10 protein-coding genes and 6 tRNA genes are annotated in these 13,689 nt (G+C 65.3%); 9 read left to right on the top strand and 7 right to left on the bottom strand.

What is annotated here, in order from left to right:
- Window positions 1–172 precede the first annotated feature (172 nt).
- Window positions 173–1,897, bottom strand: a complete 1,725-nt coding sequence (locus tag ABHF91_RS12315) for a proline--tRNA ligase (RefSeq protein ID WP_409420567.1) — start codon at window positions 1,895–1,897, stop codon at window positions 173–175.
- A gap of 204 nt (window positions 1,898–2,101) precedes the next feature.
- On the opposite strand from ABHF91_RS12315, the gene ABHF91_RS12310 reads away from it, so the two are divergent.
- Window positions 2,102–2,842 carry a phosphatase gene (locus ABHF91_RS12310; protein WP_409420566.1) on the top strand — a complete coding sequence of 247 codons (741 nt, stop codon included), beginning with the start codon at window positions 2,102–2,104 and terminating at the stop codon, window positions 2,840–2,842.
- Window positions 2,843–2,897: 55 nt separating this feature from the next.
- On the opposite strand, the gene ABHF91_RS12305 is transcribed toward ABHF91_RS12310, so the two are convergent.
- The 6 genes from ABHF91_RS12305 to cydD form a co-directional block, all read right to left on the bottom strand.
- Window positions 2,898–4,451: a SulP family inorganic anion transporter gene (locus ABHF91_RS12305; RefSeq protein ID WP_409420565.1), complete on the bottom strand. Its 1,554-nt coding sequence runs from the start codon at window positions 4,449–4,451 to the stop codon at window positions 2,898–2,900.
- Window positions 4,452–4,540: 89 nt separating this feature from the next.
- Complete coding sequence (locus tag ABHF91_RS12300; protein WP_409420564.1) at window positions 4,541–4,741, bottom strand: hypothetical protein; 201 nt, start codon at window positions 4,739–4,741, stop codon at window positions 4,541–4,543.
- Window positions 4,738–5,487 (bottom strand): tRNA (N6-threonylcarbamoyladenosine(37)-N6)-methyltransferase TrmO, encoded by a 750-nt coding sequence (gene tsaA, locus ABHF91_RS12295; protein WP_409420563.1) that lies wholly within the window; start codon window positions 5,485–5,487, stop codon window positions 4,738–4,740. The genes ABHF91_RS12300 and tsaA overlap by 4 nt, the downstream gene beginning before the upstream one ends.
- Entirely contained in the window at window positions 5,484–5,873 is a 390-nt protein-coding gene (rcsF, locus tag ABHF91_RS12290; RefSeq protein WP_409420562.1) for an Rcs stress response system protein RcsF, read from the bottom strand. Before rcsF ends, tsaA begins: the two co-directional genes overlap by 4 nt.
- A 64-nt stretch (window positions 5,874–5,937) precedes the next feature.
- Window positions 5,938–7,683, bottom strand: a complete 1,746-nt coding sequence (gene cydC / locus ABHF91_RS12285) for a heme ABC transporter ATP-binding protein/permease CydC (RefSeq protein WP_409420561.1) — start codon at window positions 7,681–7,683, stop codon at window positions 5,938–5,940.
- Window positions 7,680–9,452: a heme ABC transporter permease/ATP-binding protein CydD gene (gene cydD, locus ABHF91_RS12280; RefSeq protein ID WP_409420560.1), complete on the bottom strand. Its 1,773-nt coding sequence runs from the start codon at window positions 9,450–9,452 to the stop codon at window positions 7,680–7,682. The genes cydC and cydD overlap by 4 nt, the downstream gene beginning before the upstream one ends.
- A gap of 212 nt (window positions 9,453–9,664) precedes the next feature.
- Here cydD and ABHF91_RS12275 point away from each other — a divergent pair, with 212 nt between their 5' ends.
- The 8 genes from ABHF91_RS12275 to ABHF91_RS12240 all read left to right on the top strand — a co-directional run bounded on the left by ABHF91_RS12275 (window position 9,665) and on the right by ABHF91_RS12240 (window position 13,646).
- Window positions 9,665–11,269, top strand: coding sequence for a diguanylate cyclase domain-containing protein (locus ABHF91_RS12275; RefSeq protein WP_409420559.1), 1,605 nt, complete (start codon window positions 9,665–9,667; stop codon window positions 11,267–11,269).
- An 82-nt stretch (window positions 11,270–11,351) separates the two neighbouring features.
- Window positions 11,352–11,425, top strand: a tRNA-Gly gene (locus tag ABHF91_RS12270).
- Between the two features lie 22 nt (window positions 11,426–11,447).
- Window positions 11,448–11,522, top strand: a tRNA-Gly gene (locus ABHF91_RS12265).
- Between the two features lie 106 nt (window positions 11,523–11,628).
- A complete protein-coding gene (gltX, locus tag ABHF91_RS12260; protein ID WP_409420558.1) occupies window positions 11,629–13,038 on the top strand; it encodes a glutamate--tRNA ligase in 1,410 nt (469 codons plus the stop codon).
- A gap of 209 nt (window positions 13,039–13,247) precedes the next feature.
- Window positions 13,248–13,323: transfer RNA gene (locus ABHF91_RS12255), tRNA-Ala, on the top strand.
- Between the two features lie 40 nt (window positions 13,324–13,363).
- Window positions 13,364–13,439 (top strand) — tRNA-Ala (locus tag ABHF91_RS12250).
- Between the two features lie 45 nt (window positions 13,440–13,484).
- Window positions 13,485–13,560, top strand: a tRNA-Ala gene (locus tag ABHF91_RS12245).
- A gap of 10 nt (window positions 13,561–13,570) precedes the next feature.
- Window positions 13,571–13,646, top strand: a tRNA-Ala gene (locus ABHF91_RS12240).
- The last annotated feature ends 43 nt before the right edge of the window (window positions 13,647–13,689 follow it).

Genomic DNA, 13,689 nt, shown 5'->3' with positions numbered 1-13,689 from the left:
GGATTTTAGGCGGGAAGACCAGCGGGGAGGAACTACAGGATAGCGACCGCCGACCTGTGGCCAGGTCTTTCCTCTGGCCTATGGTGAGGCGGGGGCGAGCGCGATGCTGACTCTTGCCGTGCGGCCATAAAAAAAGGCCCCGATGGGGCCTTCTCTCTCGGCTTGGACGGGGTTAGCGGCCCAGGCGGGCGGTCAGCTGGGCGACGATGGCGTCGATGGCCACCTCCTGCTTGCTGCCGTCACGGCGGGACTTGTATTCCACCACGCCGTTGTCGATGCCCCGCTCGCCGATGACGATGGCGTGGGGAATCCCGATGAGTTCCATGTCGGCGAACATGACGCCGGGACGCTCCTTGCGGTCATCAAACAGCACGTCCACCCCGGCGGCCTTCAGCTCGGCGTAGTAACGCTCGGCCAGTTCGGCGACCCGGTGGGACTTGTGCATGTTCATGGGGATGATGGCCACCTCGAAGGGGGCGATGGCATCCGGCCAGATGATACCGGCGGTGTCATTGTTCTGTTCGATGGCGGCGGCCACCAGGCGGGAGACGCCGATGCCGTAGCAGCCCATCTCCATGACGGTGGCCTTGCCTTCTTCGTTCAGCACGGTGGCCTTCATGGCTTCGGAGTACTTGGTGCCCAGCTGGAAGATGTGGCCCACCTCGATGCCGCGCTTGAGCAGCAGGGTGCCCTGGCCGCAGGGGCTGGGATCGCCTTCCACCACGTTGCGCAGATCGGCGACCTCGAAGCCCTGGATGTCACGCTCCCAGTTGGCACCTGTCAGGTGATGGCCGTTGAGGTTGGCGCCACAGACGAAGTCCGCCAGATGGGCGGCGCTGCGGTCCACGATCACCCGGCAGCTCAGCCCCTTGGGACCGATGGAGCCGGCGTCGCAGCCGGCGGCGGCCTGGATCTGGGCCTCGTTGGCGAAGGTCAGCGGCTTGGCGACGCCGGGTTGCTTCTCGGCCTTCACCTCGTTGAGTTCGTGATCACCCCGCAGCACCAGGGCGATCACCGGCTGCTCACCGGCTTCGTCGGGTTCACCCAGCACCAGCAGGGTCTTGGCCACCTGCTTGGCGTCCACCTTGAGGAAGGCACACACCTCGTCGATGGTGTGCACGTTGGGGGTGGCAATCTGGGTCAGGGCGGCGGCGGGGGCAGGGCGCTCACCGGCCGGGGCCAGGGCCTCGGCCATCTCGATGTTGGCGGCGTAATCTGAGCCGGTGGAGAAGGCGATCAGATCCTCGCCGCTGTCCGCCAGCACCTGGAACTCATGGGAGCCGGTGCCACCGATGGAGCCGGTGTCGGCCTGTACCGGACGAAAATCCAGTCCCATGCGGCTGAAGGCGGCGCAGTAGGCGGCGTGCATTTTCTCGTAGGTTTCCACCAGGCTGGCCTTGTCCATGTGGAAGGAATAGGCGTCCTTCATCAGGAATTCCCGGCCGCGCATGACGCCGAAGCGGGGGCGCACCTCGTCGCGGAACTTGGTCTGGATCTGGTAGAGGTTCAGGGGCAGCTGCTTGTAGCTGTTCACCTCGTAGCGGACCAGGTTGGTGATCACTTCCTCATGGGTCGGGCCCAGCACGAAGGGACGGTTGTGACGGTCGGTGAGGCGGCACAGCTCGGGACCGTACTGCTCCCAGCGGCCGGACTCCTGCCACAGCTCGGCCGGTTGTACCACCGGCATGGAAACTTCCACCGCGCCGGCCTTGTTCATCTCTTCCCGCACGATGTTTTCAATCTTCTTCAGCACCCGCAGGCCGCTGGGCAGCCAGTTGTACAGGCCGGAGGCCAGCTTGCGGATCATGCCGGCTCGCAGCATCAGCTGGTGGCTGACCACTTCGGCGTCGGAGGGAGTTTCCTTGAGGGTGGAGAGCAGATATTGACTGGTACGCATATCCTTGGACCTTTGGGCGCCGCCACGGGCGATAGACTTAAGAACAGAATGGCCGGAAATTCTAGCAGGCCAGGGCCTTGGGCATAAAGGGGAAATTGCCGGCGTGGGCGTGCGGATCGTCAGTCTTCACTCACGCGCGGGGGCTGTGCCGCCCGGCGGTCGGCCTGTGCTATCCTGTGGCCGGTTGTTTAAGAGGGTTTTTCCATGCCGTTTCTCGTCGATGTCCACAGCCACACCGTGGCCAGCACCCACGCCTACAGCACACTGCACGACTACCTGGCCGAGGCTAGGCACAAGGGCATCCGCCTGTTTGCCACCACGGATCACGGCCCGGCCATGGCCGATGCCCCCCATCCCTGGCACTTCATCAACTTGAAGGTGGTGCCACGGCTGGTGGACGGCATCGGCATCCTCCGCGGCATGGAAGCCAACATCAAGAACCTGTTCGGCGAGACCGACTGTGACGAGCGGCTGCGGGGCTGCCTGGATATCGTACTGGCGGGCTTTCACCAGCCGGTGTTCCCCCCCAGCAGCCAGGAGGAGCACACCCGGGCCATGATCAACACCATGCGCGGCGGCATGGTGGACATCATCAGCCACCCGGGCAACCCCAGCTTTCCCATCGACATGGAGGCGGTGGTGGCGGCGGCGGTCAAGTTCAACGTGGCGCTGGAGATCAACAACTCCTCCTTCCTGCACTCCCGGGTGGGCAGCGAAAGCAACTGCCGGCGCATCGCCGAGCTGGCGCGGGATCTGGGGGCCACCCTGGTGCTGGGCTCCGACGCCCACATCGCCTTCGACCTGGGCAACCATGTTCAGGGGGAGGCCCTGCTGGCGGAGGTGGGCTTCCCGGTGGAGCGCCTGCTGAACCGTTCCCCTCGCGCCCTGCTGGACTTTCTCGAATCCCGCGGCAGGCCGCCCATCGCCGAGCTGGCGAGCCTGTAAGGCCGTCAAAAACCACAAGGGGACCCGAGGGTCCCCTTGTCGTTAATGCGGGCGCCTAGTCCTGCAGCTCGCTGATCACCGCATACAGGGGATCTTCGGTCAAATCCACCTCCACCAGATCCCCGGCCCGGCGCAGCAGACGGCGGCAGTCCGGGCTCAGGTGGCGCAGCTGCAGCCGCTTGCCCGCCTGCTGATAGCGCTCCGCCAGGCTGTCGATGGCCTCGATGGCCGAGTGGTCACACACCCGGGAGTCGGCAAAGTCCAGGATCACCTGCTGGGGATCCTGCTGGGGGCTGAACAGCTCACCGAAGCGGCGGCTGGAGGCGAAGAACAGGGGGCCGCTCAGCCGGTAGACCAGGATCTCGCCCTCCTGGCAGCGCTGGGCGCGGATCTGGCGGGCGTTCTGCCAGGCAAACACCAGGGCCGAGACGATGACGCCGGTGAACACCGCCAGGGCCAGATCGGTGAGCAGGGTCACCAGGGTCACCAGCAGGATGACGAAGGCGTCCTGCTTGGGCACCTTGCCCATCATCTTGAAGCTGGCCCACTCGAAGGTGCCCAGCACCACCATGAACATGACCCCCACCAGGGCCGCCAGGGGGATCTGCTCGATGAGGGGCGCGCCGAACAGTACCAAGGCCATCAGCAGCACGGCGGCACTGATGCCGGAGAGGCGGCCGCGCCCGCCGGACTCTATGTTGATCATGGACTGGCCTATCATGGCGCAGCCCCCCATGCCGCCAAACAGGCCGTTGGTGACGTTGGCCAGCCCCTGGCCCAGGCACTCCCGGTTGCCGTTGCCCCGGGTCTGGGTCATCTCGTCGATGAGGTTCAGGGTCAGCAGGCTCTCGATGAGGCCCACCGACGCCAGGATCACCGCATAGGGCAGCACTATCTGCAACGTCGCCAGGTTCCAGGGTACCTCAGGCAGGTGGAAGGCCGGCAGGCTGCCGGCCAGGCTGGCGCCGGCATCCCCGGTCATGCCACGGACAAAATCGACGACCGTGCGGGTCTCCAGCCCCAGCCCCTGCACCAGCAGGGTAATGGTGAGGATGGCCACCAGGGAGGCGGGCACGGCGGTGGTGAGCTTGGGCAGGCCCCAGATGATCAGCATGGTGAGGGCCACCAGCCCCAGCATCAGGTAGAGATCCGGGCCGGCGAGCCAGTGCAGCTGGCCGCTGGCATCCGGCACCTTGAACTGCCCCAGCTGGGCCAGAAAGATCACCAGGGCCAGGCCGTTGACGAAGCCGATCATCACGGGATAAGGCACCAGGCGGATGAACTTGCCCAGCTTGAACAGGCCGGCGGTGAGCTGCAGCAGACCGGCCAGCAGCACCGCCAGGAACAGATATTCCACCCCGTGCTCCGCCACCAGGGAGACGGCTACCACCGCCATGGCGCCGGTGGCGCCGGAGATCATGCCCGGACGGCCCCCCAGCAGGGCGGCGATCAGCCCCATCATGAAGGCGGCGTGCAGACCTATCATGGGGGAGACGCCGGCCACGAAGGCGAAGGCCACCGCCTCCGGCACCAGGGCCAGGGCCACCGTCAGGCCGGAGAGCAGATCCTGCCGGGTGTTGGCCCCGGCAAAGTGGGGAAATTGAAACATGGTGCCATCCCTAGGGTTTCAGCTGGTCATAAAAAAGCCGGCCATGCTAACGAGCTGGCCGGCGGATCACAACCATTAAGATGGTTTGGTTATTTCTGGGGGCCGTCGATCTGTTGCTGGATGGCCTGTTTTTGGGCGTCCGCCTGCTGCTGCAGTTGCTGCTCCAGCCCCTTTGCCTGTTCCAGGGCCTGATGCTGGCTCTCCAGCGGCCTGGGCTTGGTCGCCTTATCGGGTTGGGCGGGGCCACAGGCGGCCAGTACCAGGGGCAGCAGCAGGAATAGTCGTTTCATTCGGTCACCTCAATGGTCTTGTCCGGGCTCTGTTGCCAGGGATCGATGGCCAGCACCTGGATGCGGCCAGCCTGTACCTGCCAGCGCACATTGTAATCATACAGGTGCACCCCGTACTCCCGGGCATCCTCGGCCTGCTGCTTGTAGGCGGGGCGGGGATCCTGGCCCAGCACCTGGACGAGAAAGGTCTCAAGCGTGGGATGTTGCGCCCTGGCCTGGGCCAGCTGCGCCTGGGCTTCCGGGGTGAAGCTCACCTCCCGGGTGGCCGGCGGTGCCGGGGCAAAGCCGCCATCGGCCGCCGGCAGGCTGTCGGCGAAGGGCACGTAGGGCTTGATGTCCACTATGGGCGTGCCGTCCACCAGATCCACCCCTTCGAGCTCCAACCAGAGGCCATCGGCAGCCTGGGTGACGCCCAGCAACCGCACCACCGACAGTCCCAGGCCGTTGGGGCGGAAGGGGCTGCGGGTGGCGAACACCCCTACCTTCTGATTGCCGCCCAGGCGCGGCGGCCGCACCCGCGGCTGCCAGCCTTGTTCCAGGCACTCATGGAACACGAAGAGGAGCCAGAGGTGGGAGAACTGGGTGATGCCCTCCAGGGTCAGGGGATCGTCGAAGGGGGGCAGCAGTTGCAGCCGGGCCTCGCCTGCGGTGACCAGCCCAGGCTGGCGGGGCACGGAGAACTTCTCCTTGTAGGGGGAGTGGATGCGTCCCACCGCCTGCAGCTGGTGCAGGGCCGTCTGACTCACTGCGCCGGCTCCGCCACCTTGAGGGCCTGGCCGTAACACAGCAGGCTGCTGAGGCAGTCGGCGGTCTGCTCCAGCGTGACACACTTGCCCATCAGCAAACCGTTCCCCCCCATGTCCGCCACCTTGCGCCGGGCTTGGGTTCTGGCATCCCCCAGATTCGGCACCGGCTGGTCGGCATCGGCCTGGCAGGACTCGGCCTCCACCGTCCCCAGCACCTCGTAGTTGAGATCCTCCAGCTGGGCCTTCTCCACCAGGGCGACCGTGCCCGGCTTGAAGTATTCGGTGAAGTTTTCTTTGTCTATGTTGGTGTGAAAGCTGAACATGCTGCAACCGGTCAGCAGGACCAGGGAGAGCGAGAGGGGCAGGGCAAGGGGTAATCTGCGCATGGGGCATCCTGAGCGTGAGGGAGGCGACCATTATAGGGCCAGCCTCCCCTTGGGCTCCAGTCGGCTAGGCCAACTGGTGATGCAGGCGACGGTAGTGGTCGTCCTGGGCCAGCAGCTCGCCATGGGTGGCCAGGCGGCGCAGGCCCCCGTCCTCCAGCAGGCCGATCTGGTCCATCTGGGCCAGGCCGGTGAGTCTGTGGGTGATCATCAGCAGGCTCTTGCCCTGGGCGTGGCGCAGGATGAGATCCAGGATCGTCTGCTCGGTGCCGGGATCCAGCCCCTCGGTGGCCTCGTCCAAGAGCAGCAGGGGCGCATCGTGCAGCAAGGCGCGGGCCAGCTCCAGCCGGCGCAGCTCACCGCCGGAGAGTTGCCGGCCCCCTTCCCCCAGCCACAGGGCCAGGGCCTTGCGGGGCTCGGCCTCCGGCAGCAGGCGATCCAGCTCCACCGCCGTCAGCACTGCCAGCAGTTCATCGTCCGTGGCCGCGGGCTTGGCCAGGCGCAGGTTGTCCGCCAGGGTGGCGCTGAACAGATGGACCCGCTGGCCAACCACCGCCATGGAGGCCCGCAGGGCGGCCTCCGAATAGTCCGCCAGAGGCCGGCCGTCCAGGGTGAGGGTGCCGCCGGCGGGGGCCAGCTCCCGGGTGAGCAGCCCCAGCAGGGTGGACTTGCCGCAGCCGGTGGGACCCAAAATCGCCAGCTTCTGCCCCGGCGCCAGATCCAGGGACAGGTCCGTCAGTACCCGGGGGCCGGTGCCGTAGGCAAAGGCCAGTTCGCGGATCTGCAGCCCGCCGTCGCGGGCCGGCGTGGGGTGCTCGCCGTAGCTTAGCCGCTCACCGGGCGCCGTGATCTCGTTCAAGCGCCGGGCGGCGGTCAATGTGGTGGAGAGGTGGGTGAAGGCCCCCGCCAACGGCAGCACCAGCTCGAAGGCCGCCAGGCTGACAAACACCATCAGGGCGGTGAGGGGCCCGGGGGGCGCGTCCCCCACGCCATCGGCGGCCAGCCACAGCATCAATACCGTGACCAGGCCCAGCAGCGACTGGAACAGGCCGGTGGCCAGGCCCCCCAGGCCGGCCAACTTACGCTGCTGGGTCAGCAGGTCGGACTCGTCCGCCAGCAGGCGGGCCCGCCGGCTGGGTTCGGCACCGCTCAGCAGCAGCTCCGCCTGGTTGTCCACATAGTCCACCAACTGGGTGCGCAACCGGGCCCGGCTCAGGGCCAGGGCGCGACCTGGCGTCTTGCCCAGGCGATAGAAGCCCAGGGGCAGCAGTACCACCAGCAGACTCAGGACCCCGGTGAGCACGGCGCCCTGGCCGGCATCGAACAGGCAGAGGAAGCCGAACAGCGCCAGCAGCATCAGCAGGGCGCTGAGCAGGGGGGTGATGAGCCGCAGGTAGAGGTGATCCAGGGCATCTATGTCCGAGACCAGGCGGTTGAGCAGATCCGCCTGACGGAAGCCCTGCAGCCGTGCCGCCGGCAGGGGCAGCAGCTGTTGCCAGAAGCGGCTGCGCAGGCTGGTGAGCAGGCGGAAGGTGGCGTCGTGGCTCACCACCCGCTCGGCCCAGCGCCCGGCGGTGCGCATGATGGACAAGAAGCGCACCCCGCCGGCGGGGAACATGTAGTTGAAGCTCTGCCGGGTGGCCAGGGTCAGCCCCGCAACGGCGCAGGCGCTTAGGAACCAGCCGGACAGGGAGAGCAGACCGATGCCGGCGGCCAGGGTGAACAGGCCCAGCAGCAGCCCCAGCAGCAGGGGCAGAGCGTGCTGACGATACAGGCGCAGGTAGGGCCAGAGTTCGCGGAGGGCGGCGATCATGGGCGAGTCTCCTGGTCGTTGGCCTGCAGCCTTCGATAGGCCGGATGGGTGGCGAGTTCCGCCGGGGTGCCGTCGGCCACCAGCTGGCCGGCCTCGATCAGCAGCCAGCGTTCGGCCTGCTGCAGCTGCTCGGGCCTGTGGCTGACCATCAGGCTGGTGGGGCCGGCGAGCCTTGGGGCCAGGGCGTCCATGATCTGCTGTTCGGTGAGGCGATCCAGGCTGGCGGTGGGTTCATCCAGCAGCCAGAGCCCGGCGGTCTGTCGCTCCGAGTGCAGCAGGGTGCGGGCCAGGGCCAGCCGCTGGGCCTGGCCCACCGATAATCCGGCGGCCTGCTCGCCGATGGCATAGTCCCAGCCCTTGTCCTGTTGCAGGGCCAGGGCACCGGCCTGGCTCAGGGCGTCAAGCATTGCCGCCTCGTCGACCGCGCCCAGCCCCAGGCAGAGGTTGTCCCGCAGGGTGCCGTGAATGAGTCGCGGGTTCTGTCCTAGCCAGGCCAACTGGCGGCGCCAGCTGGCCATCTCCAGCCCGGCCAGCTCCTGGCCGTTGACCCTCAGGCTGCCGCGATAGGGGGCAAAGCCCAGCAGGGCCTGGATCAGGCTGCTCTTGCCGGCGCCGGTGCGGCCGATGAGGGCGGTGCGGCAGCCGGCGGGCAGGCTGAAACTCAAGGGGCCCAGCAGGCGCTGGCCGTCGGCGCTCAGCACCTCCAGCTCCCGAGCTTCTATGCTGACGGCCCCGCTGGCCGGGAAGGGGAGCGCGCCTTGTTGCGGTTGCAGCAGAGGTTGATTCAGGAAGGCCTCAATCTGGTCGGCGCCGCCGATTGCCTGGGCCTTGGCGTGGTAGTGGGTGCCCAGCTCCCGCAGCGGCAGGAAGAAGTCCGGTGCCAGCAGCAGCACGAACAGGCCGGCAAACAGGGAGATGCCGCGGCCGTAGTCGCCGAAGTTCAGGTGATCGAGATACGAGAAGCCGAAGTAGACCGCCACCACGGCGATGGAGACGGAGGCGAAAAACTCCAGCACCGCCGAACTCAGGAAGGCCATGCGCAACACCTCCATGGTGCGCGCGCGAAAATCCTCCGAGGCGGCGGCGATGGCGGCCCCTTCGGCTTCGGCCCTGTGGTAGCGGCGCAGGGTGGCCAGGCCCTTGAGGCGATCGAGGAAGTGAGCCGACAGGCGGGACAGGGCCTGGAAGTTGCGCCGGTTGGCATCGGCCGCACCTATGCCGGTGAGTATCATGAAGAAGGGGATCAGGGGGGCGGTGGCCAGCAGGATCAGGCCGGCGGCCCAGTTCACCGGAAACACCACCAGCAGGATCAGCAGCGGCTGGATCACCGCCAGCATGGCCTGGGGCTGATAGCGGGCGTAGAAGTCATGGAGATCTTCCACCTGTTCCAGCAGCAGGCTGGCCCAGCTGCCGGCGGGCTTCTGCTGCAGGTAGGCCGGCCCCCTGGCCTGCAGGGCGTCCAGCACCTGGCGACGCACCCCCTGGCGCACCCGGGCGGCACCGAGGAAGGCGGTCTGCTCCTTGCCCCAGGCCAGCAGGCCACGCAGCAGGGCCAGCAGCAGCAGCCCCATGATGCCCATGAGCAGGCTGTGCTTATCCTGATGGTCGATGATGATGCAGTGCAACAGGCGCGCCAGCAGGTAGGCTTGGCCGAGGATGACCAGGGTCGACAGTGTGCCTAGCAGCAGGGTGATGCCGAGCCAGGGGCGAGCCTGGTGGCTGCTCTGACGCAGCCAGCGGGTCAGGGTGCGTTGACGCAATTTATCCATGGGGCCGGGGGGTTCACTCGAGAAAACAGCTGCCCAAGCCTACCCCGCCCCTGTTACCTTGGCAATTAAAGCCTTTTTTATACTTGTTTTGGCGGCTACCCTGGCGGCCTGTGTGCTCGGCCTCGGCCACATTGATGGCCTTGGGCTATGATTGAATGGCCTTTCCGGGGCACGATGATGTTTTTGCCTTATTCATCAAGGGGGTGGTTGGGTTGCCGACGCGACAGTTTTCCATTGGGCACAAGTTTTTACTGCTTTGCCTGCTGTTCCTGGTGCTGCTGCAGCTGTTGCTGATGGGGGATGTGCGGTTGTTTTTGCGTCCCCTGGTGCTCTCCATGGAGAAGCAGTTTGCCGACAGCCAGCAGCACAGGGTCACCCTAGTGCTGCAACGGGATCTGCACGATCTGCGGCGCATCAGCCAGGACTGGTCCTCCTGGGACAGTCTCTACGAGTATGTCGGTGCGCCCAATCCGGCCTTTGCCAGCGAAAACCTGATCCCGGAGACCATGGAAGGGCTGGAACTGGATCTCTTCTTGCTCTATGACAAGGAGGGGCGCCAGATCAGTTCCCTGACATCCCGGAATGCTGCCGGGCAGCCCAGGTTGCTCACGCAGCTGATCCCGCCGGATCTGCAGCAGCTGCCGCTGTTTCGCGCCCTGTTTGCCAGCCTGGCGGGAGAGAAGCTGGACAGTTTCGAGGGCATAGTGCCGACGCCTGCCGGGCTGATGGCCATCAGCCTGCAGCCCGTGTTGCACTCAGACAAGCAGGGGCCGGTCAATGGTGCCCTGCTGATGGGACGCTTGCTGACCCCTGACTATCTGGAGCGTCTGGCACAGATAGCTGGGGTGCTATTCTCCCTGAGTCAGGTCTCGGATCGACAGGACTTTTCTCGTTATCGTATCGAGGATCATAGGGTGACCCATGTGAGCGAGCCCTGGCAGGAGCCCGGTATGCCCACCCTGCTGCTGACGGTGCAGGTGAGTAGCGAGCTGGGCCTGCTGGTGGGCGAGACCCTGGAGTATGCCTGGTTCTTCACCGCCGTGGCCCTGGGGGGCTTGACCCTGGTGTTCATCTACCTCATTCATCGGCTGGTACTCAAACCCTTGCGTCAGCTGGAGCAGTACGTGGGGCTGGTGTGGCGCAACGACCTGCAGGTGATCCCGGCGCCACCGCAACGCAACGACGAGATTGGCCGCCTGAGCAACAGCTTCGTCGGCCTGTTGGACGAGCTGACCATCAAGCAACAGATCCTGGCGCGTTACTCCTACGAGGACAGCCTCACCGGCATTGCCAATCGGCGGCGCTTCGAGGAGTCCTTCACCCAGTCCTTCCTGCGGGCCAAGCAGGCCGGCAGCTCGTTGGCCCTGCTGATGATCGATGTGGACTACTTCAAGCCGTTCAACGATCACTACGGTCACCCGGAGGGGGACAAGGTGTTGCAGCAGGTGGCCATGGCCATCGCCCGCTCGGTGAACAAGGTGTCGGATCTGGTGGCCCGCTATGGGGGGGAGGAGTTTGTGGTGCTGCTGGAGAACAGCGATCTGGCGGTGGCCCGCCAGGTGGCGGAGCGGATCTGCCATAACGTGGCCCAGCTGAATATTCCCCACGCCAGCAGCCGCTGTGCCAACCGGGTCACCATCAGCTGTGGCTATACCGCAGGGATTCCCCAGGGCAAGGACAATGGCCGCCGCTGGCACATGGTGGCGGACGAGTCGCTGTATCAGGCCAAGGGCGCCGGTCGCAACTGTGCCCGAGGCAAACCCCTGCCGCCGCTGCCACCCCCTGGAGAAATCGACGACAGTTTGCCTAAAGCCTGAGCAATCGGTGCACCTGGGGAGGACAAAGCGGTGGCTGCCCATTGCGTTGCCCAAAAAAATCCCTATAGTAATGGCCACCGCAGCGGGTGTAGTTCAATGGTAGAACTTTGGCTTCCCAAGCCAATAGCGTGGGTTCGATTCCCATCACCCGCTCCACTTTCTCCCCCTTCTTGCCCAGGCGGGCATCGTATAATGGCTATTACCTCAGCCTTCCAAGCTGATGATGCGGGTTCGATTCCCGCTGCCCGCTCCACGTTTCGCCTGTTGTCCCAGTCGTTGGCCTGATCTGGCCTGAGTGCTAGAATAGCCGCCATTTCTCGTCGGCCCCCTCGGGCGCACTTCTTACAAGGCGTTTAAGCATGAAAGTCAAAACCCGTTTTGCCCCCAGTCCCACCGGTTTCCTGCATGTCGGTGGTGCCCGCACCGCACTCTACTCCTGGCTGTTTGCCCGTCATAACCAGGGTACCTTCGTGCTGCGTATCGAGGACACGGATCTGGAACGTTCCACCCAGGCGGCCATCGACGCCATCATGGAGGGGATGAACTGGCTGGGGCTGAACTGGGAAGAGGGTCCCTTCTACCAGACCAAGCGGTTTGACCGTTACAACCAGGTCATCGATCAGCTGCTGGCCGAAGGCAAGGCGTACCGCTGCTTCTGCTCCAAGGAGCGTCTGGAGACCCTGCGGGAGCAGCAGATGGCGGCCGGTGAGAAGCCGCGCTACGACGGCTGCTGCCGCGACGGTCAGCATAATCACAGCGCCGACGAACCCCATGTGATCCGCTTCTGCAATCCCCAGGACGGCGTGGTGACCTTCGACGACCATGTGCGGGGTCACATCGAGTTTGCCAACAGCGAGCTGGATGATCTCATCATCCGCCGCACCGATGGCGCGCCCACCTATAATTTCTGTGTGGTGATCGACGATTGGGACATGGAGATCACCCACGTGGTGCGCGGCGAGGATCATGTGAACAACACCCCGCGCCAGATCAACATCTATAAGGCCCTGGGGGCGCCGGTGCCCGAGTTCGCCCATGTTTCCATGATACTGGGGGACGACGGCGCCAAGCTGTCCAAGCGCCACGGCGCCGTGAGCGTGATGCAGTACCGGGACGAAGGCTACCTGCCGGAAGCCCTGCTCAACTATCTGGTGCGCCTGGGCTGGTCCCACGGCGATCAGGAGATCTTCTCCATGGCAGAGATGATCCAGTACTTCAGCCTGGATGCCATCAACAAGTCCGCCTCCGCCTTCAACACCGACAAGCTCAACTGGCTGAACAACCACTACATCCGCAGCCTGGATCCCGCCTACGTGGCTAAGCACCTGGAGTGGCACATGCACGACCAGGGCATCGACTTCAGCCAGGGCCCGGCCCTGACCGAGGTGGTGACCCTGCTGGGTGAGCGTTGCCAGACCCTGGTGGAGATGGCGGCCCAGAGCCGTTACTTCTTCGAAGAGTACGAGGCCATCGACGAGGCGGCCGCCAAGAAGCACCTCAAGGCTGGCGCCCTGGCGCCGCTGCAGCTGCTGCGGGACAAGCTGGCCGCCCTGACCAGCTGGGAGGTGGAGCCCCTGCACCACGTCATCCAGTCCACCGCCGAAGAGCTGGCGCTGGGCATGGGCAAGGTAGGCATGCCCCTGCGGGTTGCCGTCACCGGTCTGGGTCAGTCCCCCTCCATCGATGCCGTCATGGCCCTGGTGGGCCAGCCGCGGGTGCTGGCGCGTCTGGACAAGGTGATCGCCCAGCTGGCCAGTCAAGCCGCCTGAGGCCGACTCGCTCGCTAAACCCCGGTCACGCCGGGGTTTTTTTGGGCCGGCGGCGGCGCCTTGCAGGCTTTTTGGTCAGGCTGGCGAGGATTTGGACGACCGGGCGGGCGGGGCGATTTTTTTGTTGACACACAGGGGCCAGCTGCCTAATATGCGCCTCGCTCGCCGGCTAACGCGGTGAGTCCAGCACTCTGGAAGCCTGCGATTGTGGGGTTATAGCTCAGCTGGGAGAGCGCTTGCATGGCATGCAAGAGGTCCGCGGTTCGATCCCGCGTAGCTCCACCAACTTCCAGAAAACGTCGCGATACGTATTCGCACCTGTAGTGGGGTTATAGCTCAGCTGGGAGAGCGCTTGCATGGCATGCAAGAGGTCCGCGGTTCGATCCCGCGTAGCTCCACCAAAAATTCTCAGTCGAATGCTCAGGCGTTCGAAACCACAGATTTGTGGGGCTATAGCTCAGCTGGGAGAGCGCTTGCATGGCATGCAAGAGGTCGACGGTTCGATCCCGTCTAGCTCCACCAACCTTGATTTGGGGTTATAGCTCAGCTGGGAGAGCGCTTGCATGGCATGCAAGAGGTCCGCGGTTCGATCCCGCGTAGCTCCACCAAATCACAAAAGGCCCGTCTCTGACGGGCCTTTTGCTTTTTCAC

The organism is Pseudaeromonas aegiceratis (genome assembly GCF_046254905.1).
Classification (GTDB): Bacteria; Pseudomonadota; Gammaproteobacteria; order Enterobacterales; family Aeromonadaceae; genus Pseudaeromonas; species Pseudaeromonas aegiceratis.
Note: the sequence above shows the minus strand (reverse complement) of the source record. Positions and strands in the feature narration are given on the sequence as shown.

What these genes read in the sequence shown, in the direction of transcription:
- ABHF91_RS12305 (WP_409420565.1), bottom strand. Translation starts at nt 4,451, where the DNA reads ATGTTTCAATTTCCCCACTTTGCCGGGGCCAACACCCGGCAGGATCTG.
- gltX (WP_409420558.1), top strand. Translation starts at nt 11,629, where the DNA reads ATGAAAGTCAAAACCCGTTTTGCCCCCAGTCCCACCGGTTTCCTGCAT.
- ABHF91_RS12300 (WP_409420564.1), bottom strand. Translation starts at nt 4,741, where the DNA reads ATGAAACGACTATTCCTGCTGCTGCCCCTGGTACTGGCCGCCTGTGGC.
- ABHF91_RS12310 (WP_409420566.1), top strand. Translation starts at nt 2,102, where the DNA reads ATGCCGTTTCTCGTCGATGTCCACAGCCACACCGTGGCCAGCACCCAC.
- rcsF (WP_409420562.1), bottom strand. Translation starts at nt 5,873, where the DNA reads ATGCGCAGATTACCCCTTGCCCTGCCCCTCTCGCTCTCCCTGGTCCTG.
- ABHF91_RS12315 (WP_409420567.1), bottom strand. Translation starts at nt 1,897, where the DNA reads ATGCGTACCAGTCAATATCTGCTCTCCACCCTCAAGGAAACTCCCTCC.
- cydC (WP_409420561.1), bottom strand. Translation starts at nt 7,683, where the DNA reads ATGATCGCCGCCCTCCGCGAACTCTGGCCCTACCTGCGCCTGTATCGT.
- cydD (WP_409420560.1), bottom strand. Translation starts at nt 9,452, where the DNA reads ATGGATAAATTGCGTCAACGCACCCTGACCCGCTGGCTGCGTCAGAGC.